Below are 19,504 nucleotides of genomic sequence, written 5' to 3' on the forward strand. Positions count from 1 at the left end.
GATGAACGACCTGTCCCGCCAGGCAACACGCCTTGAAGCCATCGAAGGCAGCTACGACAAGTGGCTGCTGGGCGCGATCATCGCGCTCACGGGCATTGGCGTGGTGATGGTGGCGTCCAGTTCGATCGCGCTGATGAGCAGCCCGTTCTACTACCTCAACCGCCACCTGATCTTCCTGGCGGTGGGCATCGTGCTGGCGGTCGTTGCCGCCCGCACTGAACTGAAGTCCATCGAGCAGTACAACCAGATGCTGCTGCTGGGCTGCTTCGTGCTGCTGCTGGCGGTGTTCGCACCGGGCCTGGGCAGCACGGTCAACGGCGCACGCCGCTGGATCAACCTGGGCATCTCCAAGTTCCAGACGGTGGAAGCGGTGAAGGTGCTCTACATCGTCTGGCTGTCCAGCTATCTGGTGCGCTTCCGCGACGAGGTCAACGCGACCTGGCCGGCGATGCTCAAGCCGTTGGGCGTGGCCGGTGCGCTGGTGCTGTTGCTGCTGCTGCAGCCGGACTTCGGTTCGTCCACCCTGCTGCTGGCGATCACCGCCGGCATGCTGGTGCTGGGCGGGGTGAACATGCCGCGCATGTCGATGCCGGTGATCATCGGCCTGGTCGGCATGAGCGCGCTGGCGATCATCGAGCCGTACCGCATGCGCCGCATCACCTCCTTCCTGGACCCGTGGGCCGACCAGCAGGGCGACGGCTACCAGCTGTCCAACGCGCTGATGGCGGTGGGCCGTGGCGAGTGGACCGGCGTCGGCCTGGGCAACTCGGTGCAGAAGCTGTACTACCTGCCTGAAGCGCACACCGACTTCATCTTCTCGGTCACCGCCGAGGAATTCGGCTTCCTGGGCACCTGCGTGATCGTGGCCCTGTACGCGCTGCTGGTCGGCCGTACCTTCTGGCTGGGCATGCGCTGCGTGGAAATGAAGCGCCACTTCTCCGGCTATATCGCCTTCGGCATCGGCCTGTGGATCAGCATGCAGACCTTCGTCTCGATCGGCGTGAACCTGGGCATCCTGCCGACCAAGGGCCTGACCCTGCCGCTGATCTCCTCCGGCGGTTCGTCGGTGCTGATGACCTGCGTGGCGATGGGCCTGCTGCTGCGCGTGTCCTATGAGCTCAAGCGCGCCGAGCGCCGCCAGGCCGTGCGCATCGGCGGCGCCGAAGACGCCGCTGCCGAGCCGATGGACGGGCCCGCCGCGCCGGTGGCCGCCAGCGTGCCGATGAGCGCCGAGCCGGTGGCTGCCGCTGCGCCGAACGCTGCGCGTGGCACCAGCCGCCTGCAGTCGCGCATCGAACCGACCTTCGGGAGGCTGTCATGAGCAGTGCTTCCAACGCCCGCCCGGTGATGATCCTGGCCGGTGGCACCGGCGGTCACATCTTCCCCGGCCTGGCCGTGGCCCGCGTGCTGCGCCAGCGCGGCGTGCCGGTCACCTGGATGGGTGCCGACGGTGCGATGGAAACGCGCCTGGTGCCACAGCACGACATTCCGATCGACACGCTGGCCATCACCGGCCTGCGCGGCAAGGGCAAGCTGGCCCTGCTGGGCGCGCCGTGGCGGCTGATGCGCGCGCTGCGCGCGGCCGGCATGATCATCCGCAAGCGCCAGCCGCGTGCGGTGGTCGCCTTCGGTGGCTTTGCCTCTGGCCCCGGTGGCATGGCCACCCGCCTGCACGGCCTGCCGCTGCTGGTGCACGAACAGAATCGCGCGCCCGGCATGACCAACCGCATCCTGTCGCGCTATGCGCGCCGGTTGCTGACCGGCTTCCCCGGTACCTTCGCCAAGGGCGAGGAGTTCGTCGGCAACCCGGTGCGTGCGGAGATCGCGGCCATCGCGCCGCCGGAGCAGCGCTTCGCCGACCGCCACGGCCCGCTGCGCGTGCTGGTGGTCGGCGGCAGCCAGGGGGCGCGTGCGCTCAACACCGGCGTGCCGCAGGCGATTGCCGCGCTGGGCACGGGTGTGCCGGTGCAGGTGCGCCACCAGAGTGGCGAGAAGCTGCATGCCGAAGCGGTCGAGGCGTATGCCAAGGCCGGCGTGCAGGCTGAAATCACCCCGTTCATCGCGGACATGGCCGAAGCCTTCGCCTGGGCCGACCTGGTCGTGTGCCGTGCCGGCGCGTCGACGCTGGCCGAGCTGTGCGCGGTCGGTGTCGGCAGCGTGCTGGTGCCATTCCCTGCCGCCGTCGACGATCACCAGACCCGCAATGCGGAGTACCTGGTCGAGCGTGGCGCGGCGGTGTTGCTGAAGCAGGACGGAACGCTGGCCGACGGCATTGCCGCACTGCTGCGCGATCTGTCCGAAAATCCCGCCCGCCGCATGCAGATGGCGCAAGCCGCGCGTGCCCTGGCCAAGGTCGATGCCGCCGAGCGCATCGCCGATATCATTCTTGAGGAAGCTGTATGAAGAAGGCATGCCACCGCGCCTGCCCTGCGCGAGGCCGCGCATGATCCGTCGCCTGCACGACACCAACGACCTGGTGCGCGCATTCCCGCGCGTGCATTTCGTCGGCATCGGCGGCACCGGCATGAGCGGTATCGCCGAAGTGATGCTGACGCTGGGCTATGAAGTGTCCGGCTCGGACAACGCCGACAACGTGGCGACCCGCCGCCTGGCCAGCCTGGGTGCGCGCATCATGCGCGGCCACTCCGCGGCCAACGTGCTGGGCACCGACTGCGTGGTGGTCTCCAGCGCCATCCGCGAAGACAACCCGGAACTGATGGAAGCGCGCAGCCAGCGCATTCCGATCATGCCGCGCGCAGCGATGCTGGCCGAACTGATGCGTTTCCGCCGTGGCATCGCCGTGGCCGGCACCCATGGCAAGACCACCACCACCAGCCTCACCGCTGCGGTGCTGAGCGAAGGTGGCCTGGACCCGACGTTCGTGATCGGTGGTCAGCTGCTGGCTGCCGGCGCCAACGCCAAGCTGGGCGGTGGCCAGTGGCTGGTGGCCGAGGCCGACGAAAGCGATGGCAGCTTCCTGCGCCTGAATCCGCTGATGTCGATCATCACCAACATCGATGCCGATCATCTGGAGAACTACGGCAACGACTTCGCCCGCGTGCAGGCGGCGTTCGCCGAGTTCCTGCAGCGCCTGCCGTTCTACGGCCTGGCGGTGCTGTGCATCGACGACCCGGAAGTGGCTGCACTGGCCGCCAAGACCCCGCGCCACGTGATGAGCTACGGCATGAGCCCGCAGGCCGACGTGCGCGCCGAGAACGTGGTGCAGGAAGGCTCGCGCATGCGCTTCACCCTGCGCCTGCCGCAGGGCACCAGCCAGGAAGTGGTGCTGGCGCTGCCGGGCAAGCACAACGTGTTGAACGCGCTGGCCGCCGCTGCGGTGGGCTGGCAGCTGGGCGTGGCGCCGGATGCCATTGCACGCGCGCTGGAAGCCTTTGCCGGTGTCGGCCGTCGCTTCAACGATCTGGGCGAAGTGACCACCGCCAGCGGTGCCAAGGTCCGCATCATCGACGACTACGGTCATCACCCGAGCGAGCTGGAAGCCGTGTTCGCCGCCGCCCGCGGTGGCTGGGCCGACAAGCGCCTGGTGGTGGCCTTCCAGCCGCACCGCTACAGCCGTACCCGCGACCAGTTCGACAAGTTCGCCGCGGTGCTGTCCAGCGTCGACGCACTGGTGCTGAGCGAGGTCTACCCGGCCGGTGAAGAGCCGATTGCCGGTGCCGATTCGCACGCGCTGGCCCGTGCCATCCGTGCGCGCGGCCGCAGCGAGCCGGTGGTGGTGGGCAAGGCCGCCGAACTGGCCAGCGTGCTGCCGGACGTACTGCAGGACGGTGACCTGCTGCTGATGATGGGGGCGGGCGACATCGGCGCCGTGGCCACCCACATCGCGGTGGAAGGCTTCAAGGGGGAGGGCGAGGCGTGAGCACGCTGACCTTCCCGCCACTGCGCGTGACCGACCCAGCCGAGTTCGGCCGCGTCGCCGTGCTGCTCGGTGGCAGTTCCAGCGAACGCGAGGTGTCGCTGGACTCGGGCCGCAACGTGCTCGAAGCCCTGCGGTCGCGCGGCGTCGATGCGTTCGCCGTCGATGGCATCCCGGCGTTGGCCAAGGCGCTGGCCGCCGGTGGCATCGACCGTGTGTTCAACATCCTCCATGGCCACAACGGTGGCGGTGAGGACGGCATCGTGCAGGGCCTGATGGACGCCTTCGGCGTGCCGTACACCGGCTCGGACGTGCTGGGTTCGGCGCTGAGCATGGACAAGATCCGCACCAAGCAGGTGTGGCTGTCGCTGGGCCTGCCGACGCCGCAGTACCGGAAGGTCGACGCGTCCACGGTGCATGCACTGGCGGCAGAGCTGGGCCTGCCGGTGGTGGTCAAGCCGGCCAACGAAGGCTCCAGCGTGGGCATCAGCCGGGTCACCGACGAGGCTGGCCTGGACGAGGCCGTGACCCTGGCCGCGCGCTACGACGGCCAGCTGCTGATGGAGCAGATGGTGGTGGGCGATGAGCTGACCGTGGCCATCCTCGGCGACGTTGCCCTGCCGTCGATCCGCATCGTGCCCAAGGGCCAGTGGTACGACTACAACGCCAAGTACATCGCCGAGGACACCCAGTACCTCTGCCCGGGCCTGGAGGGTGGCGACGAAGCGGAAATCCGCCGCATCGCGCTGGCCGCGTTCCGCGCGGCCGGCTGCCGTGGCTGGGGCCGCGTGGACGTGATGCGCGACCGGAGCAGCGGCCGTTTCTTCCTGCTGGAGGTGAACACCGCGCCGGGCATGACCAGCCATTCGCTGGTACCCAAGGCGGCCCGCCAGGCCGGCATCGGTTTCGAGGAACTGGTGTGGCGCGTGCTGGAACAGACCCTGGAGGCTTCGCACGCATGAACGCGGTGCTGCGCATCTTCGTCTGGCTGTTGGCGCTGTCGGTGGTTGCACTGCCGGTGGTGGCCGTGGTCAATGGCTGGGTCGGCGCCGAGCGCTGGCCGCTGGCGAAGCTGCGCGTGCATGGCGAGTTCAAGCGGGTACCGGCCGAGCAGCTGCAGCAGGTGCTGCTGCCGTATGCGCGCGCCGGCTTCTTCGCGGTCAAGCTGCAGGACGCGCAGGACGCACTGGAAAAACTGCCGTGGGTGGAAAGCGCGCGGGTGCGCAAGCAGTGGCCGGACGTGCTGGAAGTGACCCTGGTCGAGCACAAGCCGTTCGCGCGCTGGGGCAACGACCGCCTGGTTTCCGAGCAGGGCAAGTTGTTCCCCACGCCGAAGAAGCTGGCCGACCTGGCGTTGCCCGAACTGGACGGGCCGGACAGCCAGACCGAAGAAGTGATGAAGCTGTACAGCGACTCGCGTGCATTGTTCGCACCGGCCGGCGTCGATGTGCGCCGGGTAACGATGGATGCACGCGGCAGCTGGTCGCTAGTGCTGAGCAACGGCACCGAAGTGGTGGTCGGCCGTGACGATGCGCGCTCGCGCCTGCAGCGCTTCGTCAAGGTACTGCCACAGCTCAACCGCCAGGACGCGCCGATCGAGCGCGCCGACCTCCGCTACACCAATGGTTTCACGCTGAGCTGGGGTACCCCGGCCACGCCGGCGAAAACGCCGGCGACCCCAGCCAGCAGGACGCAGGAAAGGACATGAATCGCAAGGGTGACAAATCACTGATCGTTGGCCTGGACATCGGCACCTCCAAGGTGGTGGCGCTGGTGGGCGAGTATTCGCCGGGAAACCCGATCGAAGTGATCGGCATCGGCTCGCACGAATCGCGCGGGTTGAAGCGCGGCGTGGTGGTGGACATCGAATCGACCGTGCAGTCGATCCAGCGCGCGGTGGAAGAAGCCGAGCTGATGGCCGGCTGCGAGATCCGCTCGGTGTACGCCTCGATCTCCGGCAACCACGTGCAGTGCAAGAACTCGCCCGGCATCGTGCCGATCCGCGACGGGGAAGTGACCTGGGGCGACCTGGATCGCGTGCTCGATGCGGCCAAGGCGGTGGCGATTCCGGCCGACCAGAAGATCCTGCACGCGATCCCGCGCGAGTACGTGCTGGACGATTCGCAGGAAGGCATCCGCAACCCGGTCGGCATGACCGGCGTGCGCCTGGAGGTGCATGCGCACCTGGTGGTGTGCGCGCAGTCGGCCGCAGCCAACATCAGCAAGTGCGTGCAGCGCTGTGGCCTGCAGGTGGACGACCTGGTGCTGTCCTCGCTCGCCTCCAGCGTTGCGGTGCTGACCGCTGACGAACGCGAGCTGGGCGTGGTGCTGGTCGACATGGGCGCCGGCACTACCGACATCGCGGTGTTCGTGCAGGGCGCGATCTGCCACACGGCCTCGCTGCCGATCGCCGGCGACCACGTCACCAACGATATCGCGCACATGCTGCGCACGCCCACCCCGGAAGCCGAGCAGATCAAGGTGCGCTACGCCTGCGCCCTGGCCCAGCTGGCCACCGCCGAGGAAAGCATCCAGGTGCCGTCGGTGGGCGACCGTCCACCGCGCCGCATGCCGCGCCATTCGCTGGCGCAGGCGGTGCAGGGCCGCTACGAGGAGATCTTCGAGATGGTGCAGGCCGAACTGCGCCGCTCCGGCTTCGAGGAACTGGTGCGCGCCGGCATGGTGCTGACCGGTGGCGCCTCGAAGATGGAGGGCGTGGTCGAACTGGCCGAGGAAATGCTGCAGATGCCGGTGCGCGTGGGCATCCCGCAGCACGTCACCGGCCTGGGCGAAGTGGTGGGCAACCCGGTGCACGCCACCGGCGTGGGCCTGCTGCTGATGGGCAGCCAGATCGAGCACCCGCGGCGGCCATCGCTGCCGACCGGGCGCGCTGGAAGCATGTTCAAGAAACTCAAGACCTGGTTCCGCGGCGAGTTCTGACGCGGAACCCGCAACTCCGGGCCCGGCCCGGCGCAACACCCGCAGTACCCGCATCACAACGCAACAACGCAATACACAACCCACACAGCCGCAACGGCAACATGACACGCGAAGGCAGGAGGCCCGACCGTCCATGCCACCGACAAGCGGATACAACGAGGACACGGACATGGCGCATTTTGAACTGATCGAAAAGATGGCACCCAATGCGGTGATCAAGGTGGTTGGCGTGGGCGGCGGCGGCGGCAATGCCGTGGCGCACATGGTCAACTCGGCGGTGGACGGCGTGGAATTCATCACCGCCAACACCGACTCGCAGGCCATCAAGAATTGTGGTGCCAAGCTGCAGCTGCAGCTGGGTACCAACGTGACCAAGGGCCTGGGCGCAGGCGCGAACCCGGAAGTCGGCCGCCAGGCCGCGCTGGAAGACCGTGAACGCATCATGGACGCGCTGCAGGGCGCGGACATGGTGTTCATCACCGCCGGCATGGGCGGCGGCACCGGCACCGGCGCTGCGCCGGTAGTGGCGCAGCTGGCCAAGGAAATGGGCATCCTGACCGTGGCCGTGGTCACCAAGCCGTTCCCGTTCGAAGGCCGTCGCCGCATGCAGGTGGCGCTGAAGGGCATCGAGGAACTGAGCCAGCACTGCGACTCGCTGATCACCATCCCGAACGAGAAGCTGATCACCGTGCTGGGTCGCAACGCGACCATGATCCAGGCCTTCCGCGCCGCCAACGACGTGCTGCAGGGCGCCGTGCAGGGCATCGCCGACCTGATCGTGCGTCCGGGCCTGATCAACGTCGACTTCGCCGACGTGCGTACCGTCATGTCCGAAATGGGCCTGGCGATGATGGGCACCGGCACCGCCCGTGGTGATGACCGCGCCCAGGCCGCCGCCGAAGCCGCGATCCAGAACCCGCTGCTGGACGATGTGAACTTGGCCGGTGCCAACGGCATCCTGGTCAACATCACCGCCGGTGCGGACTTCACCATGGCCGAGTTCGACGAGATCGGCCGCACCATCGATGGCTTCGCTTCCGAAGACGCCACCGTGGTGGTCGGTACCGTGCTGGATCCGGACATGCAGGACGAAGTGCGCGTGACCGTGGTCGCTACCGGCCTGAACCGCGTGTCGGCCAGCAAGACCCAGCGTCCGGGCGAGCGTGCGCCGATCAAGCTGGTCCGCAATGCCACCACCGGCCAGCCGGAATTCGGTGACTTCGACAACGGCGGCGACGCTGTGTCCAAGGCCGTCGGTGGCATGGGCCTGGGCCTGCGTCGTGCCAGCAGCGATACCGCAGCGGCTTCGGCCCCGTCGGCCCCGTCGGCTTCGGCACCGGCTGCGGCGGAACTGCCGAACGACTACCTGGACATCCCGGCGTTCCTGCGCCGCCAGGCGGACTGAGCGGGGCGGCCCGGGGTTGTCCTCCCCGGGTAGCGCCACCATGTCCTGAAAACGCGGGCGCCGGGCCAGGATGGGCCCGGCCGCCCTGCTTCACGCGCGTCCTGCCGGCGTTTCAGCCGGGGTAGGGGAGCGTGCGTGTTAATCTAATGTGTCACTTCCGGTCCATCCCCCATGATCCAGCAACGCACCCTCAAGAACACGATCCGCGCCACCGGCGTTGGCCTGCACAGCGGCGACAAGGTCTACATGACCCTGCGCCCGGCACCGGTCAACCATGGCATCGTGTTCCGCCGCGTGGACCTGGACCCGGTGGTGGAAGTGCCGGCCAAGGCCGAGCTGGTCACCGAAGTGACCCTGTGCACCGGCCTGACCTGCAACGACGCCAAGATCCAGACCGTCGAACACCTGATGTCGGCGCTGGCTGGCCTGGGTGTGGACAACATCATCGTCGAACTGTCCTCGGCCGAGCTGCCGATCATGGACGGTTCGGCCGGCCCGTTCGTGTTCCTGCTGCAGTCGGCAGGCATCGTGGAACAGGATGCGCCCAAGCGCTTCATCCGCGTGCTGAAGACCGTGGAAGTGACCGAGGGCGACAAGGTGGCCCGCTTCACCCCGTACGAGGGTTACAAGCTGGGCTTCACCATCCAGTTCGACCACCCGATGATCCCGGCCAAGCAGTCGCGCCAGGAAATCGAGTTCTCGACGCTGGCCTACACCAAGGAAATCTCCCGCGCGCGCACCTTCGGTTTTATGCGCGACCTGGAATACATGCGCGAGCGCAACCTGGGCCTGGGCGGTTCGATGGACAACGCCATCGTGCTGGACGAGTTCCGCGTGCTCAACGAAGACGGCCTGCGCTACGCCGACGAATTCGTGCGCCACAAGATCCTCGATGCGATCGGCGACCTCTACCTGGCCGGTGGCCAGGTGCTGGGCGCTTACGAGGGCTTCAAATCCGGCCACGCGCTCAACAACAAGCTGGTGCGGGCGCTGATGGCCGACGCCACTGCCTGGGAATGGGTCAGCTTCGACTCGCCTGCCACCCCGGGTCCGGTCGAATACGCCACTCCGGCCTATGCCTGATTCCGTAGGTCGTTGAATTTAAAGATAAAAACGCCGCCATCCAAGGCGGCGTTGTTGTTTCCGGCGCAGACGACGCATTCAGTGTGCTTGAAAAGGCATCAAGGCCGGTTCGAGGTCACGGTTTTGTGAACCTGTTGGATCCGAAGCCTGAATTTAACGCCGTTTTAACAACAATCTAACGACAGGCCCCTGGATGGCCGCTAGGATGCGACCCGGCCCCCGAAATGTTTCACGCCGTGGTGACACGCGCGACGGGGAGCGGAGCCGGATGCTCCGTTGCCATCATGACCGTTTCTTCGGTTTGGAAGGAACGTCCTGCAGGCAAGCCAAGGCGTCGCGTAGCCCTTTGTGCGTGGCGGCTGAAACTGCGTGGGGTCCATTCCGGTTGTCGAGCGCTGGGGAGCGCGTGGGAGTGGGAGACGCAGTCTTGATGGTCACCTTGGTGGCCTTCAGCCCGATGGAACGGGCCGCGTCGAGCAACTGGGCTTCGGCAAGCCGCAACTTGGCATGCCAGACCGGGGATTCGACGAGAAAAACGAGGTGTTCCCCGTCCACATTGGCCAGCCGGCAGCGGCTGCGCAGAGGTGGCGGCAACTGGGGGCGCAACTGTCGGTCCAGCGCGTCGAGCCACAGGGCACGCCGCAGCGGGTTCCCGCTTTTGTCCGCCATTACCGCATCCAGCGCCGGTTTCGGTGCCGACGCGGGGCGAACGCTGGATTTCGGCTCAGACATGAAAACTCACTGATGGCATTCAAAAAGATCGTAATCAAAACGCGTGAAGGACAGGCCAAATCGTCGCCGATCACGCGTTTGCGGTTCTATTTCGAGGACCGCCCCCGCGCCCTGCTGGGCAGCGTGCTCGGGGTAGGCTGCATTATCGGCCTTGCTGGCGGCATTGGCGTCAGCGCGCTGAATGATTCCCGGCTGCAGGCCAAGGTCGAGCGCCAGGATGCGGAGCTGGCCAAGGTCAAGCGCGATGCGCAGACCCAGGTCAACGCGCTGGCGGCCCGTCTCGGCGAGCTGCAGGCCCAGGCCACCCGCCTCAACGCGCTCGGCGAACGGCTGACCCAGATGGGCAAGCTGGAGGATGGCGAGTTCGACTTCAACGAGACCCCCGGTCTCGGTGACGGTGACGCAGGCGGTCCGACCAGCGACATCCCGGTCAAGGACGTCAACGCCGACTTACAGGTGCTGGAGCAGCGCTTCGCTGCTTCAGGCCGCCAGTTGTCGGTGATGGAGTCGCTGATGTTCGACCACCAGCTGCAGCAGAACGCCGTGCCTTCGCGCATGCCGATCCGCAACAGCTACGTGACCTCCGGCTTCGGCACCCGTGCCGACCCGTTCGGCCGAGGCGCCGCCACCCACAAGGGCATGGACTTCCACGCCAAGGTCGGTGACCCGGTTATGGCCGTGGCCGAAGGCGTGGTCAGCTTCGCCGGCGTGAAGGGGGGCTACGGCAACGTGGTCGACGTCGACCACGGAAATGGCTACGTCACCCGCTACGCGCACAATTCCCGCCTGGTGGTGAAGGCCGGCGACCTGGTCCGTGCCGGCCAGGAAGTGGCCAAGGCCGGTTCCACCGGTCGTTCGACCGGCGCCCACGTGCACTTCGAGGTGTGGGAGAACGGCAACGTGGTCAACCCGCGCAAATTCCTCGGCGACGGCGGCAACACGCCGGTCGGCCGCATCAGCCGCGGTTGAACCCAACGCCGGGCATGGCCCGGCGCTACCGGCACGCCGTCGGATCCCGGCGGTAGCGCGGGGCCATGCCCCGCGAGCGCAAAGCGCGGCCGCCAGGACCCCGGTCCCGGCCGCCTGGACGACCGCAAAGGGTTGAAACCCCTCACGGCCGTCCCAAGCTACAATGGGTGTTGCCATCGACAGGGCGCCAGGCGCCCTGTTTCGTTTGCGGCGGACGGATCCCCAGGGGGAGGCCGGGCGTCGTGTCCATCCAACCCGGTTCCTTCAATGATCAACAGCCTGCTTACCCGCGTATTTGGCAGTCGTAACGAACGACAGCTGCGCCAGCTCAACCGCATCGTCGCCAAGATCAATGCGCTGGAGCCGGAGATCGAGAAGCTTTCCGACGAGCAGCTTCAGGCCAAGACGCCGGAGTTCAAGCAGCGCATTGCCGGTGGTGAAGCCCTGGACAAGGTGCTGCCGGAAGCGTTCGCGGTCTGCCGCGAGGCCGGTCGCCGCGTGCTGGGCATGCGCCACTACGACGTGCAGCTGATCGGCGGCATGGTGCTTCACCTGGGCAAGATCGCAGAAATGCGTACCGGTGAAGGCAAGACCCTGGTGGCGACCCTGCCGGTGTACCTCAACGCGCTGGAAGGCAAGGGCGTGCACGTGGTCACCGTGAACGACTACCTGGCCCGCCGCGACGCCGCGCAGATGGGCAAGCTGTACAACTGGCTGGGCCTGAGCGTGGGCGTGGTGTATCCGGGCATGCCGCACAGCGACAAGCGCGAAGCCTACGCTGCGGATATCACCTACGGCACCAACAACGAATTCGGTTTCGACTACCTGCGCGACAACATGGCGCTGTCCAAGGCCGACCGCTACCAGCGCGGCCTGCACTACGCCATCGTCGACGAAGTCGACTCCATCCTGATCGACGAAGCGCGTACCCCTCTGATCATCTCCGGTCCGGCCGACGATTCCCCGGAGCTGTACATCCGTGTCAACCGCGTCGTGCCGCACCTGGTCAAGCAGGAGAGCGAGGACGGCGAAGGTGATTTCTGGGTCGATGAGAAGGGCAAGCAGGTGCACCTGTCCGAAGCGGGCATGGAGCACGCCGAGCAGCTGCTGGTCGAGGCCGGCATCCTCGACGGCGAGACCGAAGGCCTGTACGCGCCGCAGAACCTGACCGTGGTCCACCACCTCAACGCCGCACTGCGCGCGCACGCGATCTACCAGCGTGACGTGGACTACATCGTGCGCGATGGCGAAGTGGTCATCGTCGATGAGTTCACCGGCCGCACCCTGTCCGGCCGTCGCTGGTCCGATGGCCTGCACCAGGCGGTGGAAGCGAAGGAAGGCGTGCCGGTCCAGCGCGAGAACCAGACGCTGGCGAGCATCACCTTCCAGAACCTGTTCCGCATGTACAAGAAGCTGTCCGGCATGACCGGTACGGCCGATACCGAAGCCTTCGAGTTCCAGAGCATCTACGGCCTGGAAGTGGTGGTGATTCCGACCAACCGCCCGACCATCCGCAAGGACAGCCCGGATCAGGTGTTCCTCAACCGCAAGGGCAAGTTCAATGCGGTGCTGGCCGACATCGAAGAGTGCGCCAAGCGTGGCCAGCCGGTGCTGGTGGGTACCACCTCGATCGAAACCTCGGAAATGCTGTCCGAGCACCTGCGCAAGGCGGGCGTGAAGCACGAAGTGCTCAACGCCAAGCAGCATGACCGCGAAGCGACCATCGTCGCCAATGCCGGCCGTCCGGCGGCCGTGACCATTGCCACCAACATGGCCGGCCGTGGTACCGACATCGTGCTGGGCGGTTCGCTGGAAGCGGAAATCCACGAGCTGGGCGAAGACGCGACCGACGAGCAGAAGGCCGCGGTCAAGGCCGAATGGCAGAAGCGCCACGAGGCCGTCAAGGCTGCCGGCGGCCTGCACATCGTCGGTACCGAACGCCATGAATCGCGCCGTATCGACAACCAGCTGCGTGGCCGTTCGGGCCGCCAGGGTGACCCGGGTTCGTCCCGCTTCTACCTGTCGCTGGAAGACAACCTGATGCGCATTTTCGCCTCCGACTGGGTGCAGAAGGCCATGCGCATGATGGGCATGAAGGAAGACGACGTCATCGAAGACCGCCTGGTCAGCCGCCAGATCGAGAAGGCGCAGCGCAAGGTCGAGGCCCACAACTTCGACATCCGCAAGAACCTGCTGGACTTCGACGACGTCAACAACGACCAGCGCAAGGTGATCTACGCCCAGCGCGACGAGCTGCTGGACGCCGAGTCGGTGAAGGACAACGTCGACGGCATCCGCGACGACGTGATCTTCGACGTGGTGGCCCGCTTCGTGCCGCCGAACTCGATCGACGAGCAGTGGGACCTGCGTGGCCTGGAAGCGACCCTGGAGTCGGACTTCGGCCTGCAGATGTCGCTGACCGACCTGGTCAAGTCGCACGAAGAGCTGGACGCCGAAGCCATCGCTGCCAAGGTGCAGGAACGCGTCAACCAGCACTTCGCCGAGAAGGAAGCCGGCGTGGGCGAAGAGACCATGCGCGCGCTGGAGAAGCACGTGATGCTGACCGTGCTGGACCAGAGCTGGAAGGAGCACCTGGCCCGCATGGATTACCTGCGCCAGGGCATCTACCTGCGTGGTTACGCGCAGAAGCAGCCGAAGCAGGAGTACAAGAAGGAAGCCTTCGAACTGTTCTCGGACATGCTGGAGAACGTCAAGCGCGAAGTGGTGACCCTGCTGTCGCGCGTGCGCATCCGCAGCGACGAGGAAGTGCAGGCGCTGGAAGCGGCCGAACGCCAGCAGGCCGAAGCCCGCCTGAGCCAGTCGCAGTTCCAGCACCAGGACGTGGGCGGCTACAGCGCCGACGAGGAAGCTGCGCAGGTGCAGGCTGCCCAGCAGGGCAACGCACAGGTGCAGCGCGACGAGCCGAAGATCGGCCGCAACGATCCATGCCCGTGCGGCAGTGGCAAGAAGTACAAGCACTGCCACGGCCAGCTGAGCTGACCCCGAAGAGCCCCGCGAAAGCGGGGTTCTTCTTTTATGGCGGCTGTTTCGCAGGGCTGATCCGGCCGGATCCGAGATTGCACGGGCCGCCCTGTTCTGGGCATGCTTCCTCCATGCCTTCCCCCACCCGATCGATCCACGTTGTGGCCGCCGTCATCACCGACGCCCGTGGCCGCGTGCTGCTCAACCGCCGTACCGAGAACCGCGACATGGCTGGCCTGTGGGAATTCCCCGGCGGCAAGCGCGAATCCGGCGAGACCTCCGAGCAGGCCCTGGTGCGCGAGCTGCGCGAGGAACTGGGCATCGAGGCCGATGTCGGCGAGTGGCTGATGGACGTGCCGCAGCGCTATCCGGACAAGCACCTGACCCTGGAAGTACGCCACGTGCGCAGCTGGAAGGGAACCCCCCGCGGCCGTGAAGGGCAGGCGATCACCTGGGTGGCGCCGGACAAGCTGGGCCGCTATTCAATGCCGCCGGCAGACCTGCCGGTGGTGGCCGCCCTGCGCCAGCCCGACAGCTACCTGATCACCCCGGCGCCGGCCGATGATGAGGGCGGCATGCAGCATTGGCACGAACAGCTGCAGCGCGCGGTGGCCGCGGGCCAGCAGCGCATCCAGCTGCGCTTGCCGACGGCGCATCCGCAGCGCCAGGCGATGGTCGAGCAGGCCCTGCGCGCGCATCGTCGCAGCGGCGTGCAGTGGCTGCTCAACCGCGATATCGAGCTGGCACGCGCACTGGGCGTGGGCGTGCATCTGGGCAGCGAACAGCTGCTGGAGCTGTCGCAGCGTCCGCTGCCCGAAGGCCAGCTGGTGGCCGCGTCCTGCCATGACCTGCAGCAGCTGCAGGCCGCACAGCAGTTGGGCTGCGACTTCGCCGTGCTGGGTCCGGTGCAGGCCACGGCCAGCCATCCCGATGCCGTGCCGCTGGGCTGGGATGCCTTCGCCGAGCTGCGTGCGCAGGTGTCACTGCCGATCTACGCGCTGGGTGGCATGGGCAGTGGCCACATCAGTGAGGCGCGTCGCCATGGTGGGCAGGGCATCGCCGCCATTCGCGCGCTGTGGCCGGCGTGATGTCAGGGTCGGATCATCGCAACGCGGGGCTCTGACCCTCCCGATCACAACGTGATCCAGAAACACCCGTACTGCCGCCGCAACCCCAGCACCGTCGAAGCGCGCGACACGCTGCCGGGCAAGGTCTGTTCCAGGCGCAGGCCGATCGGATGCCGCGCCACAGAGGCCACAGAGTCGGATCCCTGCGCAGCAGGGCTCTGGCCCTCATCCTGCGATTGCGGCAGCGCCTGCGAGGGATACACCGGCACCACGTCCACCAATGGCCGCCGCGCCAACGATTCCAGTTGGCCGAGGATGCGCTGCGCACCCGCATCAGAGACCGCGCCCCACAGGTACAGCGAGGACAGCCGGTTCACATCGTTGCTGAGGATGCCAGTACGCAGCGCATCCACCAGTTCGCTCAGTCGCCGCGGGCAGCGTGCCCCCAGGGTGTCGCGCTGCAGGGTGTTGCCGGCGGGCGCAGGCGGCGGCAGCCGCGACTGCGCACCCAGGCTGTCGCAGGGACGGTCGGTATACACGCTCTGGCCCTGGGCATCGGTACAGCGGTTCAGGCGCGTGGACTGCGCCTGGGCGACGCTCGACAGCACGCACAGCGGCAGCAGCAACAGCAGGAAGGAAAGCCGGATCATTCCTGCAGGGTAGCGCCGATCACGCTTGCGCGTCGTGCTCTCAGCCCTGCAGCAGCTTCAGCACCGAGGTGGTCGGCTTGGCCAGGTTCAGGGTGTAGAAGTGCAGGCCGGGTGCGCCGCCCTCGATCAGGCGCTGGCACAGCCGGGCCACCACTTCAGTGCCGAATGCACGCACGGACTCCGCGTCATCGCCATAGGCCTGCATCTTGCGGCTGATCCAACGCGGAATCTCCGCACCACATTGTTCGGAGAAGCGACGCAGCTGGCTGAAGTTGGCAATCGGCATGATGCCGGGGGTGATCGGTACCTGCACGCCCAGCCGCCGTACTTCGTCGACGAAATGGAAGTACGCGTCCGGGTTGAAGAAGTACTGGGTGATCGCCGCATCGGCACCGGCATCGATCTTGGCCTTGAAGTGCTTCAGGTCGGCCAGTGCGTCGGAGGCCTGCGGATGCGTTTCTGGGTACGCGCCTACTTCGATATGGAACGCATCGCCGTGCTCGGCGCGGATGAAGTCGATCAGTTCGGCGGCATAGCGCATGTCGCCGGGAAAGCCCATGCCCGACGGCAGGTCGCCGCGCAGCGCGACCAGGCGGCGGCAGCCGATGGCGCGGTACAGCTTGAGCAGCTCGCGGATTTCCTGGCGGGTGCCGCCCACGCACGACAGGTGCGGCGCGGCATCGAAACCGTGGTGCTGGTTGAGATGGCGCACGGTTTCGGAGGTATAGCTCAGGGTCGAGCCACCGGCGCCGAAGGTACACGACACGTACTCGGGACCGTAGTCCTTCAGCTTGGCCGCGGCGCGGTCCAGCTGGCTGCGCTGTTCGTCGGTCTTGGGCGGATAGAACTCGAAGCTGATGGCAGTCATGACACGGGCGGTGGCGGCGGGTGCGGGTCAGTATATCGCTTCATCAAGATAGATGTTTGACGGCTGCGTGAGGGCAGGCCATCCGTGGCACGTGACCGTTCGCCCAGGTGTCCGGCCGTTGCTCCGAAATCGTAACCGGGGGCACTGGCCCGGCGGCACGCTGTTCCCATCCGGCACCACCCACCCGACGAAGGAGCAGACGATGAAGATCTTCCTGGCACTGTGGTACGCAATGAAGGCCTTGGCCCGGCTGGCGATGATCGGCATGGCGATGGCCGTGCTTGGCTCCGGTCCGGCCCATGCGGCGGCCGCCACAGGCACCGGCAAGGTGCAGGTCGAGGTGGTCGGCAAGGGCCGTCCGCTGCTGATGATCCCCGGTCTCAACAGCAGCGCCGAGGTCTGGCGCGAGACCTGCCTGGCGCTGAAGGACGTGCAGTGCCATCTGGTGCAGCTGCCCGGCTTTGCCGGCGCCGCAGCCGCTGATCCGCGCCCGGCCGACTTCCTGCCGGCCATGCGCGGGCAGCTGCTGGCCTACCTGCATGACCGGCACCTGGGCCCGGTGGTGGTGATCGGACACAGCCTGGGTGGCCTGCTGGGCCTGCAGATGGCGCAGGCCGAGCAGGCGGCGGTCAGCGCCCTGGTGGTGGTCGATGCACTGCCGTTCCTGCCAGCCGCGCGTGACCCGAAGGCCACCGCAGACAGCGTGCGGCCGATGGCCGACCAGCTGCGCAAGGGCATGCTCGCTGCCGACGCCGCGCAATGGCAGGCGCAGTTGAAGGCGGGCCTTCCGGGCATGACCCGTGATCCGCAGCGCCAGGCCGAGCTGGGCCGCTGGGGCGAAGGCAGTGACCGCCAGACCACCGCCGATGCCATGCATGCGGTGATGACCACCGACCTGCGCGACAGCATCGCCTCGATCAGCGCACCGACGCTGGTGCTGGGCAGCTGGGCCGGTTACCAGCCGATGGGCGGCACCGAGGCCAGCACGCGCGCGGTGTTCCAGGCCCAGTACGCGAAGCTTCAGGGCGTGCAGATCGCGATGAGCGCGCAGGGGTTCCACTTCCTGATGTGGGATGATCCGCGCTGGCTGCAGGAGCAGGTGCAGCGTTTCCTCGCCGCGCACCCCTGACCCTTGTCCTCGCCGAGAGCCCGCATGGACGCCACTACCTCATCCCGCCGCTTCTGGACGCTCAATGCACTGGCATGGGCGGGTTATGCGATGTACGGGCTGTGGGCGGGGATGCGGATCGGCGGCGGCGTGGTGTTCAGCGGCATCGTGTTGATCACCGTCAGCGTGGCCGCCTGCCTGTGGCTGTGCAGTGGCATGCTGCGCGCGGTGGCGCTGCGCCAGCGCTGGTGGGAGGGGAGCCTGGGCAGCCTGGTGTTGAAACTGGCCGCCGGTGTGGTGGCCGGTGCCAGCGTCGCACAGGCGATGACGGCGGCGCTGCTGCTGCCGGCGCTGGCACTGGGCTGGGTGCAGCTGCCCGGTGGCCACGCGGATTACCGATGGTCTTCGCTGCTGGTGTACTGGATGAACACCGCGCTGTTCCTGCTGATGTGGACCGGCCTGTGGGCCGGCCTGCACGGTCTGCGCCGGGCGCGCCACAGTGAACTGGCCCGGCTGCGAGCCGAAGCCGAACGCAGCGCACTGGAGCGCGATGCACTGCGCGCACGGCTCAACCCGCACTTCATGTTCAATGCGCTGAACAACCTGCGCGCGCTGATCCTGGAAGATCCCGAGCGTGCGCGTGACATGGTCACGCGCCTGTCGCGCACGCTGCGCCAGGCGCTGGCGCACAACCGCAGTGAGCAGGTCACGCTGGCCGAAGAACTGGCGGTGGTGGACGACTATCTGGCGATCGAGGCCATCCACTTCGAGCAGCGCCTGCAGGTAGCTCGGCGCATCGATGCTGACGCCCTGCAGGCACAGTTGCCGGCGATGGCGTTGCAGTTGCTGGTGGAAAATGCGATCAAGCACGGCATCGCCAGTCGTCCCGGCGGTGGCGGGATAGAGATCCGGGCCACGTTGGACGACGACGTGTTGCGCCTTCAGGTGGACAACCCGCTGGGCAATGCCAGCGAGCCCACCCACGGGCATGGTGTGGGTCTGGCCTACCTGCGTGCGCAGCTCGGTTCGCGCGGGCGTTTCACCCTGCAGCCGGTCGGCGATCGCATGCAGGCCCTGCTGGAGATTCCGCAATGAGTCGCGTACTGCGTGTACTGATCGTCGATGACGCACGGCTGGCACGGCAGGAGCTGCGCACGCTGTTGTCGGCGTTGCCCTGGGTGCAGTGCGTGGGTGAAGCCGACGATGTGCCTGCCGCGCGCGAGGCGATCGCCACGCTGGCGCCGGACCTGGTGCTGCTGGACGTGCAGATGCCTTCCGGCAGTGGTTTCGATGTGCTGGACGGCCTGGAGACGGTGCCTGCAGTGGTGTTCGTCACCGCCTACGACACCTACGCCGTGCGCGCGTTCCAGGCCAATGCGCTGGATTATCTGGTGAAGCCTGTCGAGGCGCCACGCTTGCTGGAGGCGCTGGAGCGGGCGCGCCAGCGCGAGGTGGTGGCGGGCGAAACGCGGGAGCCGCGCAGCACACTGGGCGCGCAGGACCAGGTGTTCGTGCGCGAGGGAGAACGCTGCTGGTTCGTGGCGGTCTCCGAGATCCGCCGGCTGGTGGTGGATGGCAATTACACGCGGCTGTGGTTCCGCGACCAGAACGCCTTGCTGACCCGCAGCCTGAGTGCGCTGGAAACACGCCTGCCGCAGGATCTGTTCTTCCGTGCCAACCGCAATACCCTGGTCAACCTGCGCCGCATCCGTGGCGTAACGCCCAGCATTGCCGATGGTTACGAGCTGACGCTGGATGATGGCAGTGAGGTGGACGTGTCGCGGCGGCAGGCACGTGAACTGCGCGAGCGGATGGCGTTGTAG

Annotated in this window: 16 protein-coding genes and 1 pseudogene; 14 read left to right on the forward strand and 3 right to left on the reverse strand. The window is 67.2% G+C overall.

Annotated elements, in window-relative coordinates; all coding sequences use genetic code 11:
• Position 1 precedes the first annotated feature (1 nt).
• The 8 genes and pseudogenes from ftsW to lpxC all read left to right on the forward strand — a co-directional run bounded on the left by ftsW (position 2) and on the right by lpxC (position 9,305).
• A complete protein-coding gene (ftsW, locus tag AC5QAH_RS20295; RefSeq protein ID WP_049411261.1) occupies positions 2–1,321 on the forward strand; it encodes a putative lipid II flippase FtsW in 1,320 nt (439 codons plus the stop codon).
• The gene (murG, locus tag AC5QAH_RS20300) at positions 1,318–2,403 is read left to right on the forward strand and encodes an undecaprenyldiphospho-muramoylpentapeptide beta-N-acetylglucosaminyltransferase (RefSeq protein WP_224328975.1); all 1,086 of its coding nucleotides are present in this window, start codon (positions 1,318–1,320) and stop codon (positions 2,401–2,403) included. The genes ftsW and murG overlap by 4 nt, the downstream gene beginning before the upstream one ends.
• 40 nt (positions 2,404–2,443) lie before the next feature.
• Entirely contained in the window at positions 2,444–3,880 is a 1,437-nt protein-coding gene (murC, locus tag AC5QAH_RS20305) for a UDP-N-acetylmuramate--L-alanine ligase (protein WP_010481926.1), read from the forward strand.
• Entirely contained in the window at positions 3,877–4,839 is a 963-nt protein-coding gene (locus tag AC5QAH_RS20310; RefSeq protein ID WP_019661074.1) for a D-alanine--D-alanine ligase, read from the forward strand. The genes murC and AC5QAH_RS20310 overlap by 4 nt, the downstream gene beginning before the upstream one ends.
• A pseudogene (locus AC5QAH_RS20315) lies at positions 4,836–5,513 on the forward strand (cell division protein FtsQ/DivIB); the annotation flags it as partial. The gene AC5QAH_RS20310 and the pseudogene AC5QAH_RS20315, both read left to right, overlap by 4 nt.
• A 68-nt stretch (positions 5,514–5,581) precedes the next feature.
• Positions 5,582–6,817 carry a cell division protein FtsA gene (gene ftsA / locus AC5QAH_RS20320; protein WP_005408083.1) on the forward strand — a complete coding sequence of 412 codons (1,236 nt, stop codon included), beginning with the start codon at positions 5,582–5,584 and terminating at the stop codon, positions 6,815–6,817.
• A 169-nt stretch (positions 6,818–6,986) separates the two neighbouring features.
• Positions 6,987–8,222, forward strand: coding sequence for a cell division protein FtsZ (gene ftsZ, locus AC5QAH_RS20325; RefSeq protein ID WP_010481920.1), 1,236 nt, complete (start codon positions 6,987–6,989; stop codon positions 8,220–8,222).
• Between the two features lie 171 nt (positions 8,223–8,393).
• Positions 8,394–9,305 carry a UDP-3-O-acyl-N-acetylglucosamine deacetylase gene (gene lpxC, locus AC5QAH_RS20330; protein WP_019661076.1) on the forward strand — a complete coding sequence of 304 codons (912 nt, stop codon included), beginning with the start codon at positions 8,394–8,396 and terminating at the stop codon, positions 9,303–9,305.
• A gap of 282 nt (positions 9,306–9,587) precedes the next feature.
• Here the strand turns inward: lpxC and AC5QAH_RS20335 are convergent, their stop codons facing one another.
• Complete coding sequence (locus AC5QAH_RS20335) at positions 9,588–10,037, reverse strand: DciA family protein (protein ID WP_026347140.1); 450 nt, start codon at positions 10,035–10,037, stop codon at positions 9,588–9,590.
• A 12-nt stretch (positions 10,038–10,049) separates the two neighbouring features.
• Between AC5QAH_RS20335 and AC5QAH_RS20340 the strand changes: the two genes are divergently transcribed.
• The 3 genes from AC5QAH_RS20340 to AC5QAH_RS20350 all read left to right on the forward strand — a co-directional run bounded on the left by AC5QAH_RS20340 (position 10,050) and on the right by AC5QAH_RS20350 (position 15,076).
• Positions 10,050–11,006 (forward strand): M23 family metallopeptidase, encoded by a 957-nt coding sequence (locus AC5QAH_RS20340; protein ID WP_332329066.1) that lies wholly within the window; start codon positions 10,050–10,052, stop codon positions 11,004–11,006.
• Between the two features lie 267 nt (positions 11,007–11,273).
• Entirely contained in the window at positions 11,274–14,006 is a 2,733-nt protein-coding gene (gene secA, locus AC5QAH_RS20345) for a preprotein translocase subunit SecA (RefSeq protein ID WP_495232537.1), read from the forward strand.
• A gap of 113 nt (positions 14,007–14,119) precedes the next feature.
• Positions 14,120–15,076: a Nudix family hydrolase gene (locus AC5QAH_RS20350; protein ID WP_010481915.1), complete on the forward strand. Its 957-nt coding sequence runs from the start codon at positions 14,120–14,122 to the stop codon at positions 15,074–15,076.
• Positions 15,077–15,120: 44 nt separating this feature from the next.
• Here the strand turns inward: AC5QAH_RS20350 and AC5QAH_RS20355 are convergent, their stop codons facing one another.
• Positions 15,121–15,705, reverse strand: a complete 585-nt coding sequence (locus tag AC5QAH_RS20355; protein ID WP_019338075.1) for a DUF4124 domain-containing protein — start codon at positions 15,703–15,705, stop codon at positions 15,121–15,123.
• 40 nt (positions 15,706–15,745) lie between these two features.
• Positions 15,746–16,573 carry a methylenetetrahydrofolate reductase [NAD(P)H] gene (gene metF, locus AC5QAH_RS20360; RefSeq protein ID WP_004143823.1) on the reverse strand — a complete coding sequence of 276 codons (828 nt, stop codon included), beginning with the start codon at positions 16,571–16,573 and terminating at the stop codon, positions 15,746–15,748.
• 202 nt (positions 16,574–16,775) lie between these two features.
• Between metF and AC5QAH_RS20365 the strand changes: the two genes are divergently transcribed.
• The 3 genes from AC5QAH_RS20365 to AC5QAH_RS20375 are packed head-to-tail and all read left to right on the forward strand — an operon-like array spanning position 16,776 to position 19,504.
• Entirely contained in the window at positions 16,776–17,702 is a 927-nt protein-coding gene (locus AC5QAH_RS20365; RefSeq protein ID WP_049482059.1) for an alpha/beta fold hydrolase, read from the forward strand.
• A gap of 24 nt (positions 17,703–17,726) precedes the next feature.
• Positions 17,727–18,776, forward strand: coding sequence for a sensor histidine kinase (locus AC5QAH_RS20370; RefSeq protein WP_143993676.1), 1,050 nt, complete (start codon positions 17,727–17,729; stop codon positions 18,774–18,776).
• Positions 18,773–19,504, forward strand: coding sequence for a LytR/AlgR family response regulator transcription factor (locus tag AC5QAH_RS20375; protein WP_495232538.1), 732 nt, complete (start codon positions 18,773–18,775; stop codon positions 19,502–19,504). The genes AC5QAH_RS20370 and AC5QAH_RS20375 overlap by 4 nt, the downstream gene beginning before the upstream one ends.

Source organism: Stenotrophomonas sp. YJH_SMC_43, from assembly GCF_059372535.1.